At 60.8% G+C, this 22,995-nt stretch carries 25 protein-coding genes and 1 other RNA gene; 8 read left to right on the forward strand and 18 right to left on the reverse strand.

Going from position 1 to position 22,995, the window contains the following annotated elements; all coding sequences use genetic code 11:
- Positions 1-23: 23 nt before the first annotated feature.
- A complete protein-coding gene (gene panC / locus EOL43_RS00355) occupies positions 24-860 on the reverse strand; it encodes a pantoate--beta-alanine ligase (RefSeq protein WP_133484813.1) in 837 nt (278 codons plus the stop codon).
- On the reverse strand, positions 857-1,684 hold the full coding sequence (gene panB / locus EOL43_RS00360; protein WP_133484814.1) for a 3-methyl-2-oxobutanoate hydroxymethyltransferase: 828 nt from the start codon (positions 1,682-1,684) through the stop codon (positions 857-859). The genes panC and panB overlap by 4 nt, the downstream gene beginning before the upstream one ends.
- Positions 1,685-1,835: 151 nt before the next feature.
- On the opposite strand from panB, the gene EOL43_RS00365 reads away from it, so the two are divergent.
- On the forward strand, positions 1,836-3,305 hold the full coding sequence (locus EOL43_RS00365; protein ID WP_133484815.1) for an ABC transporter substrate-binding protein: 1,470 nt from the start codon (positions 1,836-1,838) through the stop codon (positions 3,303-3,305).
- Positions 3,306-3,349: 44 nt separating this feature from the next.
- Here the strand turns inward: EOL43_RS00365 and EOL43_RS00370 are convergent, their stop codons facing one another.
- The 4 genes from EOL43_RS00370 to EOL43_RS00385 form a co-directional block, all read right to left on the reverse strand.
- Positions 3,350-4,258 (reverse strand): DMT family transporter, encoded by a 909-nt coding sequence (locus tag EOL43_RS00370; RefSeq protein ID WP_205669503.1) that lies wholly within the window; start codon positions 4,256-4,258, stop codon positions 3,350-3,352.
- 90 nt (positions 4,259-4,348) lie between these two features.
- Positions 4,349-5,089 (reverse strand): YebC/PmpR family DNA-binding transcriptional regulator, encoded by a 741-nt coding sequence (locus EOL43_RS00375; RefSeq protein ID WP_133484817.1) that lies wholly within the window; start codon positions 5,087-5,089, stop codon positions 4,349-4,351.
- A 69-nt stretch (positions 5,090-5,158) separates the two neighbouring features.
- Positions 5,159-5,581: a rhodanese-like domain-containing protein gene (locus tag EOL43_RS00380; RefSeq protein ID WP_133484818.1), complete on the reverse strand. Its 423-nt coding sequence runs from the start codon at positions 5,579-5,581 to the stop codon at positions 5,159-5,161.
- A 73-nt stretch (positions 5,582-5,654) separates the two neighbouring features.
- Entirely contained in the window at positions 5,655-6,107 is a 453-nt protein-coding gene (locus EOL43_RS00385) for an Lrp/AsnC family transcriptional regulator (protein WP_133484819.1), read from the reverse strand.
- A 73-nt stretch (positions 6,108-6,180) separates the two neighbouring features.
- Between EOL43_RS00385 and EOL43_RS00390 the strand changes: the two genes are divergently transcribed.
- Together EOL43_RS00390 and EOL43_RS00395 are read left to right on the forward strand one after the other, a co-directional pair.
- A complete protein-coding gene (locus tag EOL43_RS00390) occupies positions 6,181-6,774 on the forward strand; it encodes a LysE family translocator (RefSeq protein ID WP_133484820.1) in 594 nt (197 codons plus the stop codon).
- A 31-nt stretch (positions 6,775-6,805) separates the two neighbouring features.
- A complete protein-coding gene (locus EOL43_RS00395) occupies positions 6,806-8,587 on the forward strand; it encodes an SLC13 family permease (RefSeq protein ID WP_133484821.1) in 1,782 nt (593 codons plus the stop codon).
- Here the strand turns inward: EOL43_RS00395 and EOL43_RS00400 are convergent.
- From EOL43_RS00400 to mgtE, 5 genes are all read right to left on the reverse strand, one after another.
- Entirely contained in the window at positions 8,582-9,142 is a 561-nt protein-coding gene (locus EOL43_RS00400) for a hypothetical protein (RefSeq protein ID WP_133484822.1), read from the reverse strand. The two genes, EOL43_RS00395 and EOL43_RS00400, sit on opposite strands and share 6 nt — an antisense overlap.
- Entirely contained in the window at positions 9,143-10,921 is a 1,779-nt protein-coding gene (locus EOL43_RS00405; protein WP_133484823.1) for an SLC13 family permease, read from the reverse strand.
- Between the two features lie 94 nt (positions 10,922-11,015).
- Positions 11,016-11,840: a TIGR00282 family metallophosphoesterase gene (locus EOL43_RS00410; protein ID WP_133484824.1), complete on the reverse strand. Its 825-nt coding sequence runs from the start codon at positions 11,838-11,840 to the stop codon at positions 11,016-11,018.
- Between the two features lie 176 nt (positions 11,841-12,016).
- Complete coding sequence (locus EOL43_RS00415) at positions 12,017-12,577, reverse strand: 5-formyltetrahydrofolate cyclo-ligase (RefSeq protein ID WP_133484825.1); 561 nt, start codon at positions 12,575-12,577, stop codon at positions 12,017-12,019.
- Between the two features lie 21 nt (positions 12,578-12,598).
- On the reverse strand, positions 12,599-13,984 hold the full coding sequence (mgtE, locus tag EOL43_RS00420) for a magnesium transporter (RefSeq protein ID WP_133484826.1): 1,386 nt from the start codon (positions 13,982-13,984) through the stop codon (positions 12,599-12,601).
- Positions 13,985-14,110: 126 nt separating this feature from the next.
- On the opposite strand from mgtE, the gene guaD reads away from it, so the two are divergent.
- On the forward strand, positions 14,111-15,394 hold the full coding sequence (gene guaD, locus EOL43_RS00425; RefSeq protein WP_133484827.1) for a guanine deaminase: 1,284 nt from the start codon (positions 14,111-14,113) through the stop codon (positions 15,392-15,394).
- Between the two features lie 3 nt (positions 15,395-15,397).
- Here guaD and hisN read toward each other — a convergent pair whose 3' ends face one another.
- Together hisN and EOL43_RS00435 are read right to left on the reverse strand one after the other, a co-directional pair.
- Complete coding sequence (gene hisN / locus EOL43_RS00430) at positions 15,398-16,201, reverse strand: histidinol-phosphatase (protein WP_133484828.1); 804 nt, start codon at positions 16,199-16,201, stop codon at positions 15,398-15,400.
- A 59-nt stretch (positions 16,202-16,260) separates the two neighbouring features.
- On the reverse strand, positions 16,261-16,629 hold the full coding sequence (locus tag EOL43_RS00435; RefSeq protein ID WP_133484829.1) for a helix-turn-helix domain-containing protein: 369 nt from the start codon (positions 16,627-16,629) through the stop codon (positions 16,261-16,263).
- 297 nt (positions 16,630-16,926) lie between these two features.
- On the opposite strand from EOL43_RS00435, the gene EOL43_RS00440 reads away from it, so the two are divergent.
- On the forward strand, positions 16,927-17,898 hold the full coding sequence (locus EOL43_RS00440) for an NADPH:quinone oxidoreductase family protein (protein ID WP_133484830.1): 972 nt from the start codon (positions 16,927-16,929) through the stop codon (positions 17,896-17,898).
- Positions 17,899-17,912: 14 nt separating this feature from the next.
- On the opposite strand, the gene EOL43_RS00445 is transcribed toward EOL43_RS00440, so the two are convergent.
- Positions 17,913-18,764: a LysR family transcriptional regulator gene (locus EOL43_RS00445; RefSeq protein WP_133484831.1), complete on the reverse strand. Its 852-nt coding sequence runs from the start codon at positions 18,762-18,764 to the stop codon at positions 17,913-17,915.
- A 123-nt stretch (positions 18,765-18,887) separates the two neighbouring features.
- Between EOL43_RS00445 and EOL43_RS00450 the strand changes: the two genes are divergently transcribed.
- From EOL43_RS00450 to EOL43_RS00460, 3 genes are all read left to right on the forward strand, one after another.
- Positions 18,888-19,100, forward strand: coding sequence for a DUF1127 domain-containing protein (locus tag EOL43_RS00450; protein WP_133484832.1), 213 nt, complete (start codon positions 18,888-18,890; stop codon positions 19,098-19,100).
- A gap of 109 nt (positions 19,101-19,209) precedes the next feature.
- The gene (locus EOL43_RS00455; RefSeq protein ID WP_133484833.1) at positions 19,210-19,926 is read left to right on the forward strand and encodes a Bax inhibitor-1/YccA family protein; all 717 of its coding nucleotides are present in this window, start codon (positions 19,210-19,212) and stop codon (positions 19,924-19,926) included.
- Between the two features lie 72 nt (positions 19,927-19,998).
- Positions 19,999-20,703: an SGNH/GDSL hydrolase family protein gene (locus EOL43_RS00460; protein ID WP_133484834.1), complete on the forward strand. Its 705-nt coding sequence runs from the start codon at positions 19,999-20,001 to the stop codon at positions 20,701-20,703.
- Between the two features lie 57 nt (positions 20,704-20,760).
- On the opposite strand, the gene rpmG is transcribed toward EOL43_RS00460, so the two are convergent.
- From rpmG to EOL43_RS00480, 4 genes are all read right to left on the reverse strand, one after another.
- Entirely contained in the window at positions 20,761-20,928 is a 168-nt protein-coding gene (gene rpmG / locus EOL43_RS00465) for a 50S ribosomal protein L33 (RefSeq protein WP_008034579.1), read from the reverse strand.
- A 179-nt stretch (positions 20,929-21,107) separates the two neighbouring features.
- Positions 21,108-21,498, reverse strand: an RNA gene (rnpB, locus tag EOL43_RS00470) — RNase P RNA component class A.
- A gap of 80 nt (positions 21,499-21,578) precedes the next feature.
- The gene (locus EOL43_RS00475) at positions 21,579-22,262 is read right to left on the reverse strand and encodes an N-acetylmuramoyl-L-alanine amidase (RefSeq protein WP_133484835.1); all 684 of its coding nucleotides are present in this window, start codon (positions 22,260-22,262) and stop codon (positions 21,579-21,581) included.
- Complete coding sequence (locus tag EOL43_RS00480; protein WP_205669504.1) at positions 22,262-22,957, reverse strand: hypothetical protein; 696 nt, start codon at positions 22,955-22,957, stop codon at positions 22,262-22,264. The genes EOL43_RS00475 and EOL43_RS00480 overlap by 1 nt, the downstream gene beginning before the upstream one ends.
- Positions 22,958-22,995 lie beyond the last annotated feature (38 nt).

Genomic DNA, 22,995 nt, shown 5'->3' on the forward strand with positions numbered 1-22,995 from the left:
AGTAGAACTGTGGCCGAGGCTTTTTAGACCGCGATATTGTCGATCAGCCGCACATCGCCCAGCATCGCCGCCGCCAGCAGGCGCGTGGGGCGGGACAGGTCTTTGACCGGCTGCAAAGTCTCGGCGTCGCGCAGTTCCAGATACTCGACCGTGCGATAGCCTGCGCGTTCGATTTGAGCTTTGGCGCTGTCCAGAACCACACGCACATCGGCACCACGACGGATCGCTTCGGCAGCGCGGTCCATCTCGGCTTTCAGGGCGGGCGCGATGGCGCGCTCTTCGGGCGTCAGACGGACGTTGCGCGAGGACATCGCAAGGCCATCCTCTTCGCGCACCGTGGGGCAGCCGATCACTTCGGTTTCAATGTCCAGATCTTCGGACAGGCGACGCACCAGAAGCATCTGCTGATAGTCTTTCTGCCCAAAACAGGCCACATCTGCGCGTGATTGCAGGAACAGCTTTGCCACTACGGTTGCCACACCATCGAAATGGCCGGGACGATGCGCGCCCTCAAGGTCCTCGGTCAGGCCCGACACATGCACATTGGTGGCAAAGCCGTCGGGATAGATCTGATCTGGCGTCGGCACATACAGCGCATCGATCCCATAGGGCGCCAGCTTTGCGGCGTCGTCCTCTTCCGTGCGGGGATACTTGTCCAGATCGTCCGGATTGTTGAACTGTTTGGGATTCACAAAGATCGTGACGATCACGCGGTCTGCGTGTTTCTTTGCCTCGTCCACCAAGGACAGGTGACCTGCATGCAGCGCCCCCATCGTAGGCACAACGGCCACACGTTCACCTTTGAAAATCCAGCTACGACGCAGGGTGCGCAGCTCGTCCTTGGACCGGATGATCTTCATTTCTTTTTGACCTCATCTGCAAAGACGTGCTCGGGCGCCGGGAAACTGCGGTCTCGCACCTCTTGGGCATATTTGGCAATGGCTTTCTCGCCGTCCTCACCCAAAGTCGCATAGCGTTTGGCGAATTTCGGTTTGAAAGCTGTGAATAGGCCCAGCATGTCGTCGACAACCAGAACCTGCCCGTCGCATTGCGCCGAGGCGCCGATGCCGATGGTCGGGATCGATACGACTTCGGTGATTTCATTGGCCAGACTTTCCGGCACTTTCTCCAACACGACCGAGAACGCCCCCGCCGCTTCCACAGCCTTGGCGTCAGCCATGACTCGGTCGCGGTCCTCGCCCCGGCCTTGTACGGCGTAACCGCCCAGCGTGTTGATCGCCTGCGGAGTCAGGCCAACATGGGCCATCACGGGGATCGAGCGGCTGGTCAGGAAGCGGATGGTTTCCTCCATCGAGACACCACCTTCCAGTTTGACCGCCGCAGCACCAGTTTCACGCATCAGGCGGGCGGCATTGCGGAAGGCTTGCTGCGGGCTTTCCTCGTAGGAGCCGAATGGCATGTCGACGACCATCATCGCCTGCGACAGACCGCGTTTCACGGCGGCACCGTGCATGCACATCATCTCCATCGTGACGCCCAGCGTATCGGGAAGTCCGTGGATCACCATGCCAACGCTGTCGCCCACCAGAACCATGTCGCAATGCGCGTCCATCATCTGGGCCGTTGGTGTCGCATAGGCGGTCAGCACGACCAGCGGCGTGTCCCCTTTACGGGCACGGATGTCCGACGGGGTCGGTGCTTTAATCTTGGCCGAGGCGCTCATGGTTCTCCTCCCTGATCCTCTTCGGTGGCAGGGACTATAATGCTGCGGCGCAGAAATTCAAAGGGGAATGACGGGGCGTCTTTCCCTTGCCTTGGTCCAAAATCCCGCGTTTCATAGGGTATATCCCGCAGAACGGGTAAGGAGGATCAAGATGACCAACCTGAAACTGACAGCAGGCGCATGGGCGCTGATGGCAACGACCGCTTTGGCGGGCACTGATGCGATCACATTGGGCATGGTGCTTGAGCCGCCAAATCTGGACCCTACCGCAGGCGCCGCTGCCGCGATTGACGAGGTTGTCTATGCCAACATTTACGAGGGTTTGACCCGTTTCGGCCCCGATGGTGCCGTGCTGCCCGGACTGGCCAGCGCGTGGGAGGTCAGCGAGGACGGCATGACCTATACCTTCACCCTTCGCGAGGGCGTGAGTTTCCATGATGGCACCACGATGGACGCCGATGACGTCGTGTTCTCGCTGGATCGTGCACGGGCCGAGGAGTCGACCAACGCACAGAAAGCGCTGTTCAAAGACATCGAAAGCGTGACGGCGGTCAGCCCGACCTCGGTCGCGGTGAAGCTGTCTGCCCCCAATGGCAACTTCGCCTTCAACATGGCCTGGGGCGACGCTGTGATCGTTGCGCCCGAAAGCGTCGGTGATGCAGCGACCGCCCCCGTGGGCACCGGTCCGTTCACCTTTGTCGAGTGGGCTAAAGGCGACCATGTGACCATCGCACGCAATGACGCTTATTGGGGTGACGCGCCCGCGCTGGCCAAAGCCACGTTCAAGTTCATCTCGGACCCGAACGCGGCCTTTGCGGCGATGATGGCTGGCGACGTCGACGCCTTCCCGAACTTCCCCGCACCCGAAACGCTGGCCCAGTTCGAGGCTGATCCACGGTTCACCGTAATCGTCGGCTCGACCGAGGGTGAGACCATTCTGTCCACCAACAACAAGTCCGGCCCGCTGGCCGATGTGCGCGTCCGCAAGGCCATCGCCCACGCGATCAACCGGCAGGACATCATCGACGGCGCGATGCATGGCTTTGGCACGCCCATCGGCACCCATTTTGCCCCGCACAACCCGGACTATGTGGACCTGACCGGCCAATCCGCGTTTGACCCTGAGATGTCGAAATCGCTGCTGGCAGAGGCTGGTGCCGAAAACCTCACCCTGCGCCTGATGCTTCCACCCCCCGCCTACGCCCGCCGCGGGGGCGAGATCATCGCCGCCCAGCTGCGCAATGTCGGCATCAACACCGAGATCAGCAATCTGGAATGGGCCCAGTGGATCGAACAGGTGTTCAAAGGCAAGGATTATGACCTGACCATCGTCAGCCATACCGAGCCCGCAGACATCAACATCTACGCCCGCCCGGAATACTATTTCCAGTATGACAACGCGGGCTTCCAAGCGCTGATCGAGAAACTGTCGGTCACCTCGGACCCGGCCATGCGTGCCGAGCTGAACAAGGAAGCCCAACAGATCATCGCGGATGACTATGTGAACGGCTATCTGTTCCAGCTGGCGAAAACCGGCGTGGCGAATGCCAAGATCAACGGGCTGTGGGAAAACGCTCCCACACAGGCCAATGACCTGACGGGGGTCAGCTGGTCGGACTGATCATCCCAAACACCACATCAAAGGGCGTCCCCAGCGGGCGCCCTTTATGTTTTCGTCGCATTCGGATTGGGCGTCACGCGGCGTTTCAGAACGGCCTCTCGCCAGGTGATATAGGTCACGGCGGCCATGATCATCCCTGCTCCCACGACGACCCACATGTCGATGGGTTCGTTGAACAGGAAGACGCCGACCATCGACGCCCAGATAATCTGAAGGAAGGTCACGGGTTGGGTGACGGACACAGGCGCCTCGGCAAAGGCTCGGGTCATCGAGTAGTGGCCAGCCGTCGCGAAGAACGCCACCACCACCAGCCAGCCAGCCTGCACCAGAGTGACCGGCTCCCACACATACCACGCCACGGGCAACAGCCCGATGGTGACGGTCACCGACATCATTGCCACGATCTGCGCCGCCGAGACATCTTGCGACAGACGTTTCGCGATCAGATAAGACGCGCCAAGAAAGATCGCCGTGAACACCATCGCCAGATGCCCGTCGCCCAGCTCGCGCACGCCGGGGCGTAGGACCACCAGCACGCCCAGAAACGCGACGCCGACGGCCATCATGCGACGGGTCGAGAATGTCTCGCCCAGAAACAGGGCTGCCCCCAACATGACATAGATTGGGTTCAGGTAGTTCATCGCCGTGACCTCGGCGATGGTGATCTGGGTCATGGCATAGAACCAGCACATGACGGCCCCGGAATGCACCACGCCACGCACCACAAACAGCCGCCAAACCAGCGGCGAAAACCGCGCCTGCGGCAGTTTCACAAGGGCGGGCAGGACGAACAGCAGCCCAAACAGGAACCGCAGAAACGCCGCTTGGGACGAGGGCATCGTCTGCCCGACATATTTCACCAGCACGTTCAGGCCGACAAACAGGAACCCTGCGGCCAGCATCCATGCAATCCCGTGCGCGGGGCGGTGTTCTGATATGTCGGTGACGCTCATCTGGCGACATGACACCGAATTGGATCCAAAAACAAGAGACCCCGACGCAGAGAAACCGCGCCGGGGTCTGAATTCTTTCTGATGGTCAGCTTACAGCTGCGCCATCACCTCGTCCGAGGCTTCGAAATTGGTGGTGACACGCTGCACGTCGTCATCATCCTCAAGCGCATCCACCAGCTTCATCAGCTTTTGCATGTTTTCAAGGTCCAGCTCGGTCGTGATGTTCGGCTGCCAGATCAGCTTGGTCGATTCCGACTCGCCCAGCGCGGCTTCCAGCGCGGTCGACACTTCGTTCAGGTCAGTATCGGCACAGACGATGCGGTGGCCGTTCTCGTCGCTTTCGCAATCCTCGGCACCGGCTTCGATGGCGGCTTCCATCACGGTGTCTGCGTCGCCTGCATCCGCCGGGTAGATCACTTCGCCCTTGCGGTCGAACATAAAGCCCACCGATCCGGTTTCACCCAGGTTGCCACCGTTCTTGGTGAAGGTCGAACGCACGGTCGAGGCGGTGCGGTTCTTGTTGTCGGTCATAGTCTCGACGATGACAGCGACACCGTTGGGGCCATAGCCCTCGTAGCGGATCTCGTCATAGTTTTCGGCGTCGCCACCCTGCGACTTCTTGATCGCGCGTTCGATCACGTCCTTCGGAACCGATTGCGACTTCGCCTCTTTCACAGCCAGACGCAGACGCGGGTTCTTGTCCGGGTCCGGATCGCCCATTTTGGCGGCCACAGTGATCTCTTTGGCGAGTTTCGAAAACAGCTTCGAGCGCAGCTTGTCCTGGCGACCTTTACGGTGCTGGATGTTTGCCCATTTTGAGTGGCCAGCCATGGCGACCTCCGACTAAATTCTTCGTTCGAGGTTCAATAGCCTATGGGGCGGACAAGGGGCAAGGGGGGGCTAGGGTTTGAAGGCCGCGTTTTCCCGCCAGCCCCGGTGTCCGGTCTGCAGAACCGACACGTTTTCGCGTCCCGCCACCCGAAGCGCGAACATCGCCTGGGAGGAAATGGTGCCGGTGTTGCAATAGACGATCACCTTACGGTCGGTTGGAATCTCGTCGATCCGGTCCAGCACCTCGCGCCATTCGATGTTGATCGCGCTGGGGATGTGGGCCTCGGCAAATTGCTCTGCGTCGCGGACATCGATGAACAGGACCGCGTTGAACACGTCCTCGTCGATCTGTTCGGGCAGGATGATCCCGGCCTCGTATTCCGTGAACATCATGTATTCCTGCATGCCCTCGATGGCGGCGTCATTGGCACGTGCAGGTACGGTCATCAGGGCCAGAACTGCAGACAGGGTCAGGGCAAAGAGGCGGGTCATGGTCGCTCCAACAGGCATTCGCGTCTTGGAATATATATCCCATCGCCCCGAACAGCGCTAGCCGTTCGCCGGACTACGCCCGTTCATCCTTGGGCGAGCCCATCACCACATGGGTCACCAACTGATGCACCTGCGGCAGCGTGCCCAGCTTATCGGTGTGAAAGCGCTTGTAGGCGATCAGATCTTCGGCCTCGACCCGCAGCAGGTATTCGACAGTGCCGGTGATGTTGTGACACTCGCGCACCTCGTCATACAGCGCCACGGCCCGTTCGAACCCTTCCTGCGCTTCCTTGGTGTGATCGTTCAGCCCAACTGTGACATAGGCCACAAAGCCCACGCCCATCGCGACCGGATCAAGTACGGCCCGATAGCCGGAGATCACGCCGCTGCGCTCAAGCTCCTGCACACGCCGCAAACAGGCCGAGGGCGACAGCCCTACGCGATCGGCAAGTTCCGTATTGGGCAAGCGACCATCTTTCGACAACTCACGCAATATTCGTTGGTTTATTTGATCTAGCTTCGCCATTAGTTGCAGTTTTATCGGATTACTGCACAACTTTGCAATCTCACAGCGCTACTTGTGCACAATAATCACCTACATGACTTACGACCTCCTCTTTGCGCTTGTCGCCTTTGCTTTCGTCTCGTCCATCACGCCGGGGCCGAACAACCTGATGCTGATGGCCTCGGGCGCGAACTTCGGCTTCGCCCGCACGATCCCACATATGCTGGGCGTGGCGCTGGGGTTCACGCTGATGGTGGTGCTGGTGGGCGCGGGGCTGATGCAGCTCTTCGACCTCTACCCGGTCAGCTACACGGTGCTGAAAGCCGGCAGCGTGGTCTACCTGCTGTGGCTCGCATGGAAAATCGCCCGCGCATCCGAGCCCGGCACGGGCACGGCGGGCGGCACGCCGATGACCTTCTTACAAGCCTCGGCCTTCCAATGGGTGAACCCGAAGGCATGGGCAATGGCCCTGACCGCGATCAGCGCCTATGCGCCTTCGCGCGACATGGGGGCCGTATTGCTGGTGGCTGTGATCTTTGGCGCGGTGAACTTGCCGTCTGTGTCCACCTGGACCGTTCTGGGTCAGAAAATCCGCGTGATCCTGACCAACCCCGCCCGCCTGCGCGCCTTCAACATCACCATGGCCCTGCTTCTTGTCGCGACACTTTTCCCCGTAATCTACGGGTGACGCGGCCCCGCCCACGCGCTACTTCTTGGGCATGACGACAGATCAGATCATTCTCTTTTCGCTATTTGGCACCGTGTTCGGCCTGCTGCTTTGGGGCCGCTTTCGCTATGATATCGTAGCGTTTTCCGCCCTCATGCTGGGAGTCATTCTTGGCGTCGTCCCCACAAAAGAGGCATTTTCCGGCTTTGGCCACCCCGCAACACTGGTCGTTGCGCTGGTGCTGGTCGTGTCCGCCGGGCTGGTGCGGTCCGGCGCGGTGTTCCTGATCACCCGCACGCTGGTCGACGCGTCACGCTCCTTGGGCGCGCATATCGCGTTGATGGGCGCGATTGGCGGCGTGTTGTCGGCCTTTATGAACAACGTCGCTGCGTTGGCCCTTCTGATGCCCGTCGACATTCAAACCGCCCGCAAGGCCGCGCGCCCGGTGGGCCTTAGCCTGATGCCCCTGTCCTTCGCCACCATCCTTGGCGGCATGGTCACGCTGATCGGCACGCCGCCCAACATCATCATCGCTTCGATCCGTGAGGATGCCTTGGGCGAGCCGTTCAAGATGTTCGACTTCGCCCCCGTAGGTGGAGTGACGGCCATCGCGGGCCTGATTTTCGTCGCCCTGATCGGCTGGCGGCTGATCCCGCAACCGGACGCGGCTGAAAACGGCTCCAACCCTATGGACGAGTTCAGCCAATATGTGGCCGAGCTGACCGTACCCGAAGGCTCCAAACACATCGGCAAGCGCCTGAAGGAATTGCTGGAAGACGCCGAGAAGAACGACGTCGCCATTCTGGGCTTGGTGCGCGATGGCACCCGCCGTTACGGCACCCAGCGCGGCACGCAGCTAAAAGCACATGACGCGCTGGTGCTGGAAGCCACGCCCGAGGCGCTCGACGAGTTTCGCGCGGCCCTTGGGCTGGCCTTTGCCGAGGATCACCGCGAAGAGAAGCTGAAAGCCGAGGGCGAGGGCCTCTCGAAGATCGAGGTCGTTGTCCCGGAAAACGCCCGGATCGCCGGCCGGACCGCGCAATCGATTGGCTTGAACTGGCGCCAAAGCTCGGTCCTGATGGGGATTTCGCGCGCTGGTAAGAAGATCACCAAGCAGATGCGTAAGACCGAGATCCACGCGGGCGACATCCTGTTACTTCTGGTGCCGCAAGGGCGGGAAGCAATTGTGACCGAATGGTTGGGCTGCCTGCCGCTGGCGGAGCGCGGATTGACCGTGACGCGGGACGAGAAAGTCTGGCTGGCCATCGGCATGTTTGCCGCCGCCGTGGCCGCCGCCAGTTTTGGCCTGATCTATCTGCCAGTCGCGCTTGGGCTGGTCGTCGTAGGCTATGTCCTGTCCAAGATCATTCCCCTGTCCGAGCTCTATACACATATCGAGTGGCCGGTGGTGGTGCTGCTTGGGTCCATGATCCCCTTGGGCGCTGCGCTGGAAAACTCGGGCGGGACCGAGTTGATCGCGGGCGCGCTGGTTGGGATCACAGAAGGCCTGCCCGCGTGGGCGGTTCTGACCGTCTTGATGGTTGTGACCATGACGCTGTCAGACGTGCTGAACAATACCGCCACCACCATCGTCGCCGCGCCCGTAGGCATCCAGATGGCCCATGCGTTGGACAAGAACCCCGACCCGTTCCTGATGGCCGTGGCGATTGCTGCCTCCTGCGCGTTTCTGACGCCCATCGGGCACAAGAACAACACGCTGATCCTTGGACCCGGCGGCTATAAGTTCGGAGATTACTGGCGCATGGGCCTGCCGCTAGAAATCCTTGTTGTCGCCGTGTCGATCCCGGCCATTCTGGTCTTCTGGCCGCTATAGCAGCTTAGGCGCGGGCACCTCGTCCATCCACTTGTGGATCGCCGCAACCAAATCATCGCGCCAACTTTCGCGGGTCAGGCCCGGAATATGCGGCTGCTGCCCATCCCGCATCACGTCTCGGATCGCGTGTTTGAACAGGTAGAATTGGTGCAGATCCGGCGTCTGGTGGTCAAACCATAGGCGCGAGACCTTCTTTAGCGCGTCGAAGTCATCGCCCTTCGCGGCAAGGATATCCTCCAGATGTACCCGCGCCAGCCAGCGCGTGGCGTTGTCTTGATTGTCGGGTGTGGACAGGTGCACATCCCGCACGGCATCCCGGATCAGGTCGGACACTTCGCCCCAATGGGCCGGGCTGGGCAGGTCTGCGAGCGTGTAAAGCGCACCGCTTTCGATGGCACGTGCGGCGACATTGTGATGCTGGTCATCTGCCTCGACACCCGCCGCCCATGACAAAACCTGATCGGCCCAGTCTTGCGCCGCACCATCCACGTCGAAATTCAACGCCCACCGCCCCAGCAACAGCAGGGTCGCGCGTTCTGGAAAGGCAGCCGCCACTTACAGCGGCCAAATGAACGGGATCAGTGCCGAAGCCAGAATGCCTACCGACAGGTTCAGCGGGATCCCCACCTTCAGGAAGTCCGAGAACTTGTAGCCCCCCGGACCATAGACCAGCGTGTTGGTCTGATAGCCAATCGGCGTCGCAAAGCTGGCCGAGGCTGCGACCATCACCGCCACCACCAGCGGTCGCGGGTCCAAGCCCAACGCGGTTGCCAAGCCGATGGCGATCGGGGTCACCACCACGGCCACAGCGTTGTTCGACACAAGCTCGGTCAAAACCGAGGTCAGCAGGTAAATCGCCCAGACGATCAGGAAAGGCGGCAGCTTGCCCAAAAGCGGCGCGATGCCTTCCGCAATCAGCGCCACCGCGCCCGAGTTTTCCAACGCAGCCCCGATGCCCAGCATCGAGAAGATCAGTACCAAAAGGCGGCCATCCACCGCCCCGAAGGCCTCGTCCGCGTCGATGCAGCGGGTCAGAAGAACGACGGCCACCGCCAAGACGGCCAACAGGAAAATCGGCGCAACGCCGAAGCCCGCCAAAGCCACAAGCCCGATCAGCGCGGCCACGGCGACGGGCGCATGGCCCCGACGATACTCGCGATCTGACGGGGCCGAGACGTCGACAAGATCCATGTCCTGCGCCAGACGCTGGATGTCTTCGGGTGCCCCCTCCAACAGCAGCGTATCCCCCACGCGCACCACCAGATCGTCCAATTGGCGGCCAATGTTTTGGTTCTTGCGGTGCACCGCCAGCGGATAGACACCATAGCGGCGACGCAGGCGCATCTTGCCCAGCTGTTTGCCCACCATCTTACAATCCGGAGAGATCAGCACTTCAACCGTGGTCGTTTCCACCGCCGAGACCTGATCCACGCGCTTCAGACTTTTATCGCGCTGAAGGCTAAGAAGCTCGGTCATTGCAGTCCGCAGCACCACGCGGTCACCGACCTGAAGCGTCACGCCAGACAGGTCACGACGCAACGAAGTATCGCCGCGCACAACGTCCACCAGCCGCACACCTTGGCGCTTGAACAGCTGCACCCCGTTCACCTCGCGTCCGATCAGGTTGGATTCCGGCGGGATCACGGCCTCGGAAAAGAATTTCTTGCGGGATCTGTCCGTCAACAGCGTGGCCATGCTGTCACGATCCGGCAGGATCCTTGGTGCGATGAAGCGCAGGTAAATCATGCCCCAGGCCACAAGAACAATGCCAAGCGGGGTGACTTCGAAAATCGTAAACGGCTCTAGCCCGCCATCGCGCGCCACACCATCGACCAGCAAGTTGGTCGAGGTGCCGATCAGCGTCAGCGTGCCGCCCAGAATGGCGCCATAGCTCAGCGGGATCAGCAGTTTCGACGCCGATTGCCCAATCTTCTTTGCCAACTGGATAAAGACCGGGATCATCACGACCACCACCGGCGTGTTCGACACCACCGCGGACGAGATCACGACAAAGCCCATTAGCGCGGCCAAAGCCATCATCGGGCTGCGCTCGGCCTTCTTCTCGGCGATCTGGGTGAACCATTGCAGCGCACCGGTCCGCACCAGCGCGCCCATCACGATGAACATGGCCCCAATGGTCCATGGGGCGGGATTCGACAGCACCTCGAGCGCGCTGTTGTAATCCAGAATGCCCATAAATAGCATGAACGAGACACCGCCGATGGCGACGACTTCAGTCGGGAAGCTTTCGCGCAGGAACAGAATGAACATTCCGCCCACTGTCATCAGGGCAATCACCGCCTGCGTGGTGGCGCTGAACTCGAATAAACCCATGCAATGTCCCCGTTTAAACGCTTGGACCAGTTTTGCCCTGCACATGGGTCATGGGCAAGCACGGTTTTGCGGTCGGGTGGAATTAGGCCGCGTGTCAGACCGCATCCAAGGGCGAGGATTGCGCAAGCCGCCCCCCGTTCCGTACCATCTGAACCTTCGTGGCCTTGCCGGTACGGTCATCGGTCTCGATATAAAGACCCGACAGCGTGGCTTCGCCCTCGGCCGGGGTGAAACGCCCCTTGGCCATGCCCGTCACAAAACGGCGCATGGGCTCTTCCTTCTGCATACCGATCACGCTGTTATAGTCGCCACACATCCCGGCATCTGCCATGAACGCAGTGCCTTTGGTCAGGATTTGTGCGTCACCGGTCGGGACATGTGTATGCGTCCCCACCGCCACACTGGCGCGCCCGTCGCACCAATGGCCGATGGCCATCTTTTCGGACGTGGCTTCGCAATGGATGTCGACCAAAGACGCCTGCACAGCACCGCAAAGCGTGTGCCGCTTCAGAACCAGATCCACGGCCGAGAACGGATCATCATAGGCCCGCTTCATAAAGACCTGACCCAGCACCTGCGTGACCAAGATCTTGCGCCCACGCGCATCCGCGAAAACCCGCGCGCCCACACCGGGGCATTCCTTGGCATAGTTCAACGGGCGGATGATGCGCTTTTCCTGTTCGCAAAAGCTCAGCATGTCGCGCTGGTCAAACGCGTGATCACCAAGAGTGATCACGTCCACGCCCGCATCCAGCAGCGTTTTCGCGTGGCCCGCATTCAGCCCATGCCCGCTGGTGGCGTTTTCGCCATTCGCCACGACGAAGTCGAGCTTCCAGTCGTTCCGCAGCGTCTTCAGCCGCTCAGTTACCGCGCGCCGTCCGGCACGCCCCATGATGTCGCCAAGAAAGAGTATTTTCATGAGATAAGCCCTAGGCGGCTTTCATCCCAAGGGCAAGAGCACGCATGCCAATCCACGCACTACGCCGCCCCACAACACGCCACCCTCTCATTTTCTTGCTGAAAATATCCTGGGGGAGTGTGAAAGCCCTGGCTTTCGCACGGGGGCAAAGCCCCTAAAGGCTCACGAAGTGAGCCCTAGAACCAGATGATGCCCTCCTCAGTCACAATCGCATCAAGCGGCTGATCCGTGGGTTCCAGCGGCAACCCCTCGGCCTCTTGCGCGCTATAGGCATAGCCGATGGCCAAAGTCGGGCGTTCGGCCCGCAGACCTTCCAACGTGCGGTCATAGAAGCCGCCGCCATAGCCCAGACGTCCGCCTTTGCGGTCGAAGGCCACCAACGGGACCACAACCACCTCGGGCGTGATGAACTCAAGTTCGGCCGGGACTTGCGCCCCAAAAGGCCCGTCCACCATGTCACTGTCCGGGCGCCAGTTTGCGAACTTCAGGGGCTGACCTTCGCCGGTGATATAGGGCACGCCAATGGTCGACCATGCGGCCATCGCCGCCATTGCGGGCAGCGGATTGATCTCGGTCCGGATCGGCATATAGCCCGCCATCGCCTTGCCCTTGTGGTCATTCAAAACCGAAATCAGATGCGCCACGCCCAGCGCCGAGCGCGCTTCGGAATGCGCGTCCTTGCGGCGGGCAAAGGCAGCTTTACGGGCAGCCGCTTTCACGGCGGTCAGGTCAGTCATGTCGAAGTCCAGTCAGGGTCGTCAGATCAGCATTACAGCGGCAAGGCCAAGGAAGGCGAAGAAGCCCACGACGTCCGTCACTGTGGTCACGAACGCGCCCGAGGCCAGTGCCGGGTCGATGTCCATTCGCTCCAGCACCACCGGGATGATAACGCCTGCAAGCCCTGCGATCACAAGGTTCACGACCATCGCCACACCGATCACGACACCCAGAAGCGGTGTGCCAAACCAGATGACGCCAACGATCCCCATGACCACTGCAAAGATGACCCCGTTGACCAGCCCCACAGCCGCCTCACGCCAGATCACGCGCCACAAGTTGGCCGAGGTGAGGTCTTTCGTGGCAATCGCACGCACGGCAACGGTCAGCGACTGCGTACCTGCGTTGCCGCCCATCGAGGCAACGATGGGCATCAACACGGCTAGCGCCACGAACTGGGCAATCACTGCATCGAACTGCGCGATGACCAGCGACGCCAGGATCGACGTCACAAGGTTCACGGCAAGCCACGGGAAGCGGCGCTTGGTGGTTTCCACGATCTTGTCGGACAGCGAGCTTTCTTCGCCCACACCGGCCAGACGCAGGATGTCTTCTTCGTGTTCTTCATCCAGAATGACCATCGCGTCGTCGATGGTAATCACACCGACCAAACGGTCATCCGCATCCACGACAGGGGCCGAAATCAGGTGGTACTGGTTGAACGCATAGGCGACCTCGCCCTCGTCCTGCATCACTGGAATGGTGCGGAAGCTGTCTTCAGTCAGCGAGGTCATAAGCACCTCGCGCGCACTGCCCATCAGACGGCCCAAGGTGACATAGCCGGTCGGGCGCATCCGCGGATCAACCAGAATAACGTGATAGAACTGCTCGGGCAGATCATCCTGAGACCGCAGGAAATCAATCGTCTGCCCGACATTCCAGTGATCTGGTGCCACGACAAGCTCGCGCTGCATCAGACGACCGGCGGATTCCTCGGGGTAGGACAGCGACTGCTCGACCACGACCCGGTCATCGTCGTCCAACGCGTCCAGAACGGCCTCGGTCTGCGGATCATCGAGGTCTTCGATCAGGTCGACAACGTCGTCGGTTTCCAGATCGCGCACGGCCTCGGCCAGAACGGCGGGCTCCATCGCGCCCACCACGTCTTCGCGCAGGCCTTCGTCCAGTTCGGACAGGACCTCGCCGTCGAACTCGGTCCCGTACAGGCGCACGAACGTGTCGCGATCATCGTCAGGTAGCTGTTCTACAAGGTCGGCGATGTCAGCGGCGTGCAGTGGTTCCAGAAGGGCCTGAAGCGCAAGCGCATCCTCGGCTTCCAGCGCATCGCGCACGGGGCCAAAGGTTTCGCGGTCTAGCTCGTAGTCACCTTCTTCGGGCGTATCGTCGATATGTTGATCATCCAGCATCGCGCGCCCTCCGTCCGCTGTTTGGCCCGACCATAGGGCAGACAGGCGGGCAAGTGAACCGGCAGAAAGACATTGAACAGGTGAATTTCGCAGCCTACCGTGAACGACGGCAAAAAGGAGAGGCCAATGGAACTGCTTCTGGGACAGGTTCTGCAATTCAACACCAACCCGTTCGAGGGGCGTCCCGAGGACGCGGCCACCCATATCCGGCGCGGCGCGGTTCTGGTGAAGGGTGGCGTAATTGCGGAAGTGGGCGAGGCAGATGCCCTGCGCGCCCAGCACCCCGAGGCCAACGTGACCGACATGGGCGATGCGCTACTGTCGCCGGGCTTCGTCGACACCCATGTGCACTACCCGCAGACCGCGATCATTGCGTCGTGGGGCAAACGGCTGATCGACTGGCTGAACAGCTATACATTCCCCGAGGAAAGCCGGTTTGGCGACGCGGGGCACGCCACCGAGATCGCCGAGACTTATTTTGACCTCGTGACGGCAGCGGGCACTACCACGACCGTCAGCTATTGCACCATTCACCCGGAAAGCGTGGACGCCTATTTCACGGCGGCGCAAACGCGTGGGCTTCGGGCGCTTGGTGGCAAGACCTGTATGGATCGCAACGCGCCCGACACTCTGCAGGACACGGCGCAATCGGCTTATGACGACAGCAAGATGTTGCTTGAACGCTGGCATGGGCAGGACCGGCTGTCCTATGTCATCACGCCGCGCTTCGCGCCTACTTCAACCCCCGAACAGCTGGAAGCCTTGGGCTCGCTCTGGGCCGAGCACCCGGACCTGTTGATGCAAACCCACATCAGCGAACAGCACGAGGAAATCGCATGGGTCGCGGACCTCTTCCCCGACGCGCGCGACTATCTGGATGTGTACGAGCGCTTCGGGCTGGTGGGCAAAGGTGCCCTGCTGGGCCACGCGATCCACCTGACCGAACGCGAACGCGACCGGATCGCCGAGCTGGGCGCCAGCGTCATTCACTGCCCGACGTCAAACATGTTCATCGGGTCAGGCCTGTTCGACATGAAAGGCTTGATGGAACAGGGCCACCGGATCGGGTTGGCATCCGACACGGGCGGCGGGTCCAGTTTCTCGATGCTACGGACGATGGCGGCGGCCTATGAGGTTGGGCAGCTCTCGGGCACCGCGCTGCACCCGGCGCAGCTGTGGTGGCTGGCGACCGCAGGCTCCGCTGCGTCGATCCATCTGGACGACAAAATCGGGCGTCTGGCCCCGGGGTACGAGGCCGACATCATCGCAGTTGATCTGGCATCAACCCCCGCCATCGCCCAGCGCGCCGCACGAGCCGAGAGTATTTGGGAAGCCATCTTCCCCACCATCATGATGGGGGATGATCGGGCAATTTCGGCGGTTTGGGCCGGGGGCCGGAAGATTAGGTAAAGGTCAGACCTTCGACAGAATTTCCAGCGCTTGTGCGTGGAGGTCTGCGTTCGCGGCGGCCACAACACGGCCACCCTGATGGACCGGATTGCCTTGCCAGTCCGTGACGATCCCGCCCGCCGCCTCGATCACCGCGATTGGGGCCTGAACATCGTAGGATTGCAGACCCGCTTCGATCACAAGATCGATCTGACCAGCAGCCAGCAATCCGTAGGCGTAACAATCCGTGCCATACCGCGTCAGCTTGGCCTGACGCGCCACAGCGTGAAACGCCTCGGCTTCTTCAGTGGTGCCGACCTCGGGGAACGTGGTGAACAGGATTGCATCTGATAGGTCACGGGTCGCCCGCGTCTTCAAATCACGTCGCCCCATTGGTCCGTCGACCCATGCTTCACCAAATCCACCCAGAAAACGTTCTTTGATATAGGGCTGGTCGATTACACCTAGAACCGGGCCAGCTTCGGGTCCAACGGCAATCAACACACCCCAAGTGGGTGTGCCAGACAGGAACCCGCGTGTCCCGTCGATGGGATCCAGCACCCATGTCAGTCCGCTGGTGCCGTCTTTCGCACCGAATTCTTCACCGAAGATCCCGTCCTCGGGGCGCAACTCCGCAAGAAGGGCACGCATGGCTTTCTCGGCCGCGCGATCTCCTTCCGTCACGGGGTCAAACCCCTCGGACAGCTTATTGTCCGCGGTCAGGTCCGTGGATCGAAAATACGGAAGCACAGCTTCGCGCGCCGCGTCCGCCAACGCGTTCGCGACACGAATAAGGTCAGTCTGAGTGTTTGCGTCCAACGTCTGCATCGCCGATCCCCTTGTGCTTACCAAGCGCGGTAGCAGCGATGCCCAAGTCACGTCAAGCGTCAGGCGACGTCCGACAGAACACGCGCCAGTTCGAACAAGCGGCGGCGTTGGTTTTCCGGAATGGCGTAATAGCTGCGCACCAGCTCCAGCGCTTCCTTGTCTGCAAGGATATCACCGGGCATCGCATTGCCATTCACGTCATCTGCGTGGTTTTCCAATCCTTCAAAGAAAAAGCTGACAGGGACGTTCAACGCTGACGCCATATCCCAAAGCCGAGACGCAGACACGCGGTTCATGCCGGTCTCGTATTTCTGAATTTGCTGGAACTTGATGCCGACTTTCTCGGCCAGTTGATGCTGGGTCATTCCCACCATCCAACGCCGATGGCGTACGCGTTTGCCTACATGGATATCCACAGGATGCTTCATCCAATCACTCCTCGTTACCAAGCTGCTTGGCAGCCTTACCTACTTCTTACGCATCAGACGCTGTACCAGCGCATGACATAACACAATCAAGCTCACATCGCCCGATGGACCGGCGAACGGATGATTCCCTTCACCACCATGGCGAGATAAACCCCGCACAACCAGCACGCAATGGCTGTCTAACATATTCAAGAAAACATTGCAATTTAACCTGTTAATCAACCTGAGCCGCAGAAGGGGGCTGCGTCGCTCTCGATTTTTTCTTATCACCGCGCTACATCACCGGCAGGAGGCCCCATGAAGACATTTCGCGTGACAGAACTTGGCAAACGCCCAGCATTGACCGACCAACAGCCCTTGCCCATCGCACCGGGTCAAGCCCGCGTGGATATCCGCGCCTGTGGCTTGAATTTTGCCGATCTTCTGATGACCAAAGGTAGCTATCAGGACACGCCAGCGGTCCCGTTTTCGCTTGGGATGGAGCCTGCGGGCATTGTGACCGAGCTTGGACCCGACACGGATGGCCCCGCCGTCGGCACGCGCGTGGTGGTGTTTTCCGGCAAGGACGGACTGGCCGATGAGGGCGTGTTTCCCGCCGATCGCTGTCTGCCCCTGCCTGACAGCATGAGCTTTGAAGACGCGGCCGCCTTCCAGATTGCCTATGGCACCAGCCATGTCGCGCTGGATTACAAGGCCCAGCTTCAACCTGGCGAGACCCTTTTGGTACTTGGCGCGGCAGGCGGCGTTGGCCTGACGGCTGTCGAAATCGGCAAGGTGATGGGCGCACGCGTCATCGCCTGTGCGCGCGGGGCAGATAAGCTCGAGATCTGCAAACGTGCGGGCGCAGACCATGTGATCGACAGCACCTCTGAAGACATCCGCGAGGTCGTGAAAGCGCTTGGCGGGGCAGATGTGGTCTATGACGCCGTAGGTGGCGAACAGGGCGAGGCCGCCTTCCGCGCCACCAACCCGGACGGGCGGTTCCTGTATATCGGCTTTGCCTCGGGTGACATGCCGAACCTGAAGCCGAACCACATGCTGGTGAAGAACATCACGGCCATTGGGCTCTACTGGGGTGGCTATCTGAAATTCAAACCCGAGGTTCTGACCGACAGTCTGCGCCAGCTTCTTGGCTGGTATGCGGACGGCAAGATCCAACCGCATGTCAGCCACACCCTGCCGCTGGACCAAGCCGAGGATGCGCTGGAGCTTCTGCGCAGCCGCAAGTCCACCGGCAAGGTCGTGGTCACGATGGGGCCGAACGGCTAGACCCCATCCCGGCCTTACAGCTCGCCAAACGCGCGCCGGATCATGTCCAGAAGGTCATCCATCGCCTGATTGCTGCTTTTGGCGGCGTACATATTCACTTGCGTCACGGCGAGGTCGGGAAGCGCGCCGCCGTGATCCACCACGTCCAGATCGCTGCGCACTGTGCCTTCGATCACCGCATGAACGGCAAGATCCGCAGATAAGGACGCCTCGATGGTGCGGGTCGAATCGCTTTCGACGGCCATTTCCCACGCGATGCCAGCCTCGTCCAACGCTTGCTGCACCTCTTTGCGGAAGATGCAGTTATGCTCGAACGCCAAGCGCAGGGGGCGTTGCCGCCATGCCTGCCCGCCCGGCGCACCGACCCAGACCAGAGGCAACGCGGTCAAGGTCTCGCCGCCGGCGTCCATCTCCTCTTCCGTGGTCAGGATGGCGTCGCACTCGCCGCGTGCGAACATCGCTTTCAACCGGCTGGTATAGGACGAGATCAACTGAACCCGCATCCGCGGATACGCCGCATGGAACTGGCGCAGCACCTTGGGAATCGCCGGATAGACCACGTCTGCAGGCACACCCAACACCACCTCGCCCTCGAACGCCTGATCGGTCAGGCGCGAATACACCTCGTCGTTCAAACGCAGAATACGACGCGCATAGCCCAGCAGTTGCTCGCCATCTGCGGTCAATGACACGCCCCGCCCCGACCGGTCCAACAACGGGCGGCCCAGGCTTTCCTCAAGCCGTTTCAACTGCATGGACACGGCAGACTGCGTGAGATGCAGAAGTCCAGCAGCACGGGTCACCCCACCCGCATCCGCGACGGTGGCAAAACTGCGCAAAGCGGTCAGATCAAGATTACGCGGCATATCAACCTCCGTGATGACTCAATACAAAATCATTCATTTTACTTATTTCACTCATTCAAGCATAACAATCACGAAATTTGATGCAACACGCTTCATTCATCGCAAACACGAAGGAGAGACGAGATGACCGCTGTAACCTGCACCAATGCCCCCGCCGCGAAACGCAGCTTCTCGCTGCTGGCTTGGGTTGCGACCGTGATCCAAACCCGCCGCGAGCGTGTGGCCCTGTCCCAACTGGACGCCCACCTGTTGACCGATCTGGGCCTGACCGCTGATGAAGCACAGCGCGAAGCCAGCCGCCCGATCTGGGACGTGCCCTCGCACTGGCAACAGTGACCAATTCACGCTGTTAAGCTCTTGAAAATTGCGCCGCCCTTGCCAATATACCGGTCAAGGGCGGTTTTCTTTTGGGAACCCGCATCAATAAGTTTGCTTGGAGGTCTCAATGGCTGAGTTTGACACGATTCGCGCAGGTGCCGGCACGCGCGCCGCGATCGACGAAGGGCTGCGCGCCCACATGAACAAAGTATACGGCACCATGTCGGTGGGTCTGCTTCTGACCTTCGCCGCTGCTTGGGCCGTGGGCAACAACGCCGCGATGATGGAAACGCTGTTCACCGGCTTCACCCGTTACATCGTGATGTTTGCCCCGCTGATCATGGTCTTTGCCTTTGGTGCCGCCATCAACCGCCTGTCCGCCGCTGGCGCACAGCTGTTCTTCTACTCCTTCTCGGCTGTGATGGGCGTCTCGCTGGCCTATATCTTCGTGATCTTCACCGGCGTATCCATCGCGCAGACCTTCCTGATCACCGCCATCGCCTTCGCGGGTCTCAGCCTCTACGGCTACACGACCAAGCGCGACCTTGGGCCGATGGGTGCTTTCCTGATCATGGGTCTGATCGGCATCATCGTCGCATCGATCGTGAACATCTTCATCGGCTCGTCGATGATCCACTTCGCCATCTCGGTGATCGGTGTTCTGATCTTTGCTGGCCTGACCGCCTATGACACCCAGAAAATCAAGACCGACTACATCGCACATGCCCATGCTATGGACAGCGAATGGCTGGCGAAATCCGCGATCATGGGCGCGCTGAGCCTGTATCTGGACTTCATCAACCTGTTCATGTTCCTGCTGCAGTTCCTGGGCAACCGCGAGTGATCATGACACGTTGACGTGTGATCAGGGCCGGTCCTCGTGACCGGCCCTTTTTTGTTGCGCTAGAGTAAACCTATGAATCGGCTGTTCGAAAACATCGCCAAGCTCATCCTCAGCCCGCTTCTGACGGCGCAGGCGCTAAAGGTGCGCAAGACCGCTAGACTGCTGCCCGAGCCCCCCGGCCATCGGTTCGGCGCACAAGGCACCGGTCCCAACCTATCCTTGATGATCGTGGGCGACAGCTCGGCCTCGGGGGTGGGTGCACCGCACCAGACCGAGGCCTTGTCAGGGCAGCTCGTCAGCGCGCTTGGCACGTCCTATCACGTCAACTGGCGGCTTCTGGCTCGAACTGGATCGACCACCCGCACCACCCTGCCCCTGCTGAAATCTCAGGCACCCGAGCAGACAGACATCGTGCTGGTGGTGCTGGGGGTGAACGACGTGACCAGCCAAATGCCGCTCTATCGCCTGCTGGCCTGCCGGGCCGAGCTCTATACGCTCTTATTCGAGAAATGGGGGGCAAAGCGCGTCATCGCCACCGGCATTCCCCCGATTGATTGCTTTCCACTGCTGCCCAATCCACTGCGCTGGTTCCTTGGCGTCCAGGCCCGCCGCTTTGATCGCGCGCTGGCCGAGCAAGCCGCGTCCATGGGCGTGGACTATATGCCCTTCGACGTCCCCCTGACGCCCGAGATGATGGCCGAGGATGGATTTCACCCCGGCCCAAACGCCTATTACCTGCTGGGACGCAAGGTGGCATCGCAAATCCTCCACCGCTAGGCCCAAACGAAAAAAGCCGCCCCAAAGGGACGGCTCTTTACCCAAAGAACGGCGATCTTACTTGATCTTGCCTTCTTTGTATTCAACGTGCTTGCGCACAACCGGGTCGTACTTTTTGACAACCATTTTCTCGGTCATGGTGCGTGCGTTCTTCTTGGTCACATAGAAGTGGCCGGTATCCGCGGTCGAGTTCAGGCGGATTTTGATCGTGGTCGGCTTCGCCATATCGTCAGCTCCTCATCGGGCGGGCGCATGCCGCCCGGGGTAAATCTCTGGAACCCGCCTTTTAGCGCCATTCCGACCCGAGTCAACCGCAAAGCAGAGGATTCCCCCGCCCTACCGCTTTTTCTTGTCACAAATACCCCCGCCGGAGGCCTAAAATCTTCAAGACCTTGGGGAATCATACGCGCGGATGGCCTGTAAGCCGGATTCTGTCCCGGTGTTGCCACCATGGATGACCATTCTTCTAGACCTGTTGTTGCCAACAGGTTCAAGCTGCCAACCCGGATCTGCTCGGGGCAAGACACCCCTGGGGTTGCCCCCGCGCGATCCCTATTAGGCATTGCTCCCGGTGGGGCTTGCCGTGCCGCCGCTGTTGCCAGAAGCGCGGTGGGCTCTTACCCCACCGTTTCACCATAACCCGCGCATGCGCAGGCTGTCTGTTCTCTGTGGCGCTTTCCCTCGGGTTTCCCCGGCCGGGCGTTACCCGGCACCGTTGCCTTGTGGAGTCCGGACTTTCCTCGCGTCACGAAGGGGCACGCCCCAACAGTCACCCGCGGTCATCCAGCCATCCGCGCAAAGCTGGACTTAGATAGGCTGGGCCATGGCGTCAAGGGCGAGGGCGAAAGGGGCACTGCCCCTCGCCTCTTCGAGGCTCACCCCGGGATACTTCCAGCAAAGAAATGAGAAACACCGGGAAGGGCCGCGACATCATCTTCTGACAGGGGGCCCTCGGCCCACGGGCGGTGGCGCAAGCGCACGGCGGCCAGAAGGGTGGCATCATCAACATCGCTTGGGTAGCCAAGGCTGCTTGCATAGCCTCGGAAGGCATCGACCGAAATATCTGTTGTTTCGCCCAGAGTTCCTGAAGGCGCGGCAAGTCCCTGCCGTCCCAATCGTGCCCAATCAAAGCGCGGGCCGGGGTCGGATTTGCGTCCAGGAGCCATATCACTATGGCCAATCACGCCTGCGGGTTCGATGTTCCAACGCTGCATGATCTCAGGCATTAGGGCTTCGAGTGTTGCCATCTGAGGCTCGGAAAAGGGTGAGGCGCCATCGTTGTCCAGCTCGATCCCAATTGAGCAGGAATTGATGTCGTCCATCCCAGCCCAAGACCCTGCGCCGGCATGCCACGCGCGCATCTCTTCGTCGACCAACTGAAACAGCCGTCCATCGCGGTGGATCAGATAGTGGGCAGAGACCTCGTATTCGGGGCTGCACAGACGCTCGAGCGCTTCATCCGGATCTGGCATGGCCGTGTAGTGCAGAACGATCAGCGACGGCACCGACCTATTCCGGCGCGGGCCGAAATTCGGGGATGGGTGCGAAATGGGCTGCATTACTCGGTCGAGATGTTCAGCGTTTCACCGGGCAGAGGAACCGGTTGCGCGGGGGCCGGCGTGGCGGGCGCAGTTGGTTCGGTTTCGATGCCGATCGCTTCAAGTTCTTCCGAGCTTACGGCTTCGGTTGTCGCAGCGGGCACTTCCACACCGCGTGCAGCGCGGAACGGGGCCGGATCCCAGGCGCAGGCAAAGCCGTCGCCATCCGGGTCGATGCCATAGAGATCACGCTTCGGGCCACCGCTTTCAAGGAACGCGATCTGGGCAAAATCGGCCGAGGTATAACGGGCGCAGTTGCGACGCGCGCGCGCCTCACCCGAGAGCGAGGACCGCTGATACAGGGGCTGCCCAACCGAGTTGGTCGTGGACAGGGCATACTGCACAATCGACGTCGTATTGCCCGAGGGGCGATCTGGCACGGCCTCGGGCTGCACCTGCTGGTAATTCGCGCGATAGCCTTCTAGGCGCGCCGCATCGCTTTCGATGCTTTCACGCGACGACACGGCAGCGAAGTCCTGTTCATCGGAAATGGTCGCGGCCTCGGACGCAGCGGTGGGAGCTGCATCGACCGAACTGTCTGCGCCCAGCGCCGACAGGGGCTGGCCAGACAGGTTTTCAGGAGCCCGGCTGTCAGGCAGCGGCGCAACACATCCGGCCATCAGGCCAAGAAAGGCTAGTCCGAGGGTGATGCGCATCGCGGGCTCCTTACAGTACAGTCACACCAATTGGGCGC

Source organism: Aliiroseovarius marinus (assembly GCF_004360145.1).
In the GTDB taxonomy this organism is placed as follows: Bacteria; Pseudomonadota; Alphaproteobacteria; order Rhodobacterales; family Rhodobacteraceae; genus Aliiroseovarius; species Aliiroseovarius marinus.